This window comes from uncultured Mycobacterium sp., from assembly GCF_964249325.1.
Lineage (GTDB): Bacteria > Actinomycetota > Actinomycetes > Mycobacteriales > Mycobacteriaceae > Mycobacterium.
In genome coordinates, this window is sequence record NZ_CAXUCH010000413.1 from 1 (window position 1) to 2085 (window position 2085).

The 2085-nt window shown below is 70.6% G+C and carries 2 protein-coding genes; both read right to left on the reverse strand.

The window, feature by feature from the left end; genetic code table 11:
• Positions 1 to 962, reverse strand: a 962-nt coding sequence (gene tilS, locus ACFE99_RS25270; RefSeq protein ID WP_375489648.1) for a tRNA lysidine(34) synthetase TilS, incomplete at its 3' end; no start/stop codon positions are given.
• Positions 941 to 1996, reverse strand: a complete 1056-nt coding sequence (locus ACFE99_RS25275) for a zinc-dependent metalloprotease (protein ID WP_375489650.1) — start codon at positions 1994 to 1996, stop codon at positions 941 to 943. The genes ACFE99_RS25275 and tilS, both read right to left, overlap by 22 nt.
• Positions 1997 to 2085: the final 89 nt, after the last annotated feature.

Here is a 2085-nt window from a genome sequence, read left to right on the forward strand (position 1 = left end):
CAGACCGGCTCGCGTCGCAGCGTCAGCACCCCGTTGCGTCGGCCGGCCACCAACCGTTGACCGCGCAGTGTGGACCCCACTGCCACCCCGCCCTGCCCCCGCCATGCAGTGACCAATGTGTCGATCCCGCGAATCTGCTTGTCCGTCAACCCGATAGCGCCCCTTGCGATCAGCCAGCGGCGGATGACCCGCCGCCGAACCGGGTCGGGCAGCGCCGCCAGTGCCGCGGTGTCGAGTCCCTCGCCCCGTGCGGCGGCCGTCAGCGCCTGCGCGGCAAGCGTGTCGATCAGCTCGCTGTCTTCCCGCAACGCCGTCGCGGTGCGCGCCAGCGCTTCGGCGACGCCACCGCCGAGGACATCTTCCAGCAGCGGCAGCACCTCTTGGCGTAGCCGGGCGCGGGTGAACCGGCGATCGGTGTTGTGCGGGTCCTGCCAAGCGGTCAGGCCCAACTCGTCGCACGCGGCATGCGTCACGGCGCGCCGCACACCCAACAGCGGTCGGCACCACGGCGGGTCGTGCGGGCGCATTCCCGCGATCGAGCGGGCACCCGACCCGCGCCCCAATCCCAGCAGCACGGTTTCGGCCTGGTCGTCGAGGGTGTGCGCCAACAGCACCGGCTGGTCCCCGCGGGCGGCGTCCAACGCCCGATAGCGTGCGCTGCGGGCGGCCGCCTCCGGGCCGCCGTCCGCGCCTACCTGCACGCAAAGGACTTGCGTCGCAACACATCCCAGCGCCGCAGCTTGGTCGCGGGCGGTCGCGGCGACGTCAGCGGAGCCGGCCTGCAGGCCGTGGTCGACGACCAGCGCGGTGGTGGGCCGCATCCTCGCCGCGACCGCGGTAAGCGCCAACGAGTCGGGCCCACCGGACAGTCCGACGCACCACCGCTCGGTGCCGGCAAGGTAGGTGTCGGCGAACGCCTCGACAGCCGCGGAGAGCTGCCCTATAGCACTCTGTCGATCCATCGTTGCGGGTTTTCGATCTCCGCGGGCAGCGGCAGCGTTTCGGGACCTGACCAGATTGTGTTGAACCGCTCCATGCCGACCTTGCTAACCACATGGTCGACGAATGCTTTGCCGCGGGTGTACTGCTTGAGCTTGGTGTCGATGCCCAGCAACGCCCGCAGCAGCCGTTGCAGGGGCGGTTGCTTGCGCTGGCGACGCTCGTCGAACCGGCTGCGGATAGTCGCCACCGACGGCACCACCATCGGCCCGACGGCGTCCATTACGTGGTCGGCGTGGCCCTCCAGCAGGGTGCCGAGTACCAGCAGTTGGTCCAGCGCCTGCCGTTGCGGCTCCGACTGCACGGCACGCAGCAGGCCCAGCACGCCGGGTGAGTTGCCGACCGGGTTTGCTTGCGAGGCGTCACCGCGGCCGCGGACGAAGTCGGCGAGCCTGCCCAGCACCTGGTTGACGTCCTCACCGCTTTCGCGGGTCAGCACCGCCAACGCCTGCGACATGTAGCCGGAGAGCCAGGGGTTGACGGTGAACTGCACCTGATGCGTCACCTCGTGCAGACACACCCACAACCGGAAGTCGGAAGGCTCGACCCGCAGTTGGCGCTCGACCGCGATGACGTTGGGGTACACCAGCAGCAGGCACCCCCCGTCGCCCGCGGCGAACGGGTCGTACTGGCCCAAAATCCCCGAGGAGACAAACGCCAGCACCGCGCCGGTCTGCGCGCCGGTAATCCGCCCGGTGAAAAAGCCCCGCGGCTTGTCGGTTCCGCCGGTCATCACCCGCATCGACTCCGCCGCAGCCCGAATCCACTGCGGCCGATCGACGACACGAGCGTCCTGGACCGGCCGACCGATCTCCAGCCCGGTGACCTCGCGCACTGGCGGTTCGGCCGCCTTCGCCGCAGTGGCCAGGTCGTCGATCACCTTGCGGCGGGTGTATTCGGTCGCCGGCGGGCCCGGGCGAGCCAGCCGTTCGCCGACGTCGGCGGCGAAGCGCCAGTCGATGGCGCGCCCGACGGTCAGCTCGGTGGAGCCGGTCATGTCACGCATCCGCAGGTGCGCAGCCTGGCGGCCAGGGCGTCGATCGCGAGGCGGCCGGTCGGGCCGGCATCGTTGGAGATGAACGCGAA

Bases quoted from the DNA above. Each gene is read 5' to 3' on its own strand.
- ACFE99_RS25275 (WP_375489650.1), bottom strand. From the start codon at position 1,996: ATGACCGGCTCCACCGAGCTGACCGTCGGGCGCGCCATCGACTGGCGC.